The organism is Halorubrum sp. Ea1 (assembly GCF_002252965.1).
Taxonomy (GTDB): Archaea; Halobacteriota; Halobacteria; order Halobacteriales; family Haloferacaceae; genus Halorubrum.
In genome coordinates this window covers 13,784-14,036 of the sequence record NZ_NHPG01000039.1, presented here as the reverse complement: position 1 = coordinate 14,036, position 253 = coordinate 13,784, and the positions used below count along the sequence as shown (strand labels likewise).

The window sequence follows — 253 nt, the reverse complement described above, 5'->3', positions numbered from 1 at the left end:
CAGGGGCGGGAGGCGACGCGTCGCGGCGGTCGCGACCGCGGCGACCGCCGCGACCGCGGGGGGTATCGGGGACAAGTTCATGACGGCGAGCGGTGCGGCCGCGAGCCACGAGTGCTTTTCGCCGCGGGATCGGTTCCCGCGCGCCGCCCTGCCGCCCGCGTCCGAGCGCCATGCCTTTTTATCCTCACCCGCGAACCGGACCCCATGACCGAACGGACGCGACGCGACTGGCTCCGCGTCGCCGGCGGCGTCG

General features: G+C 75.5%; 1 protein-coding gene. It reads left to right on the top strand.

The annotated features are described in order from the left end of the window. Positions 1-208: hypothetical protein (locus tag DJ73_RS20580; RefSeq protein ID WP_217900423.1), on the top strand; the 208-nt coding region annotated here is incomplete at its 5' end. Positions 209-253 lie beyond the last annotated feature (45 nt).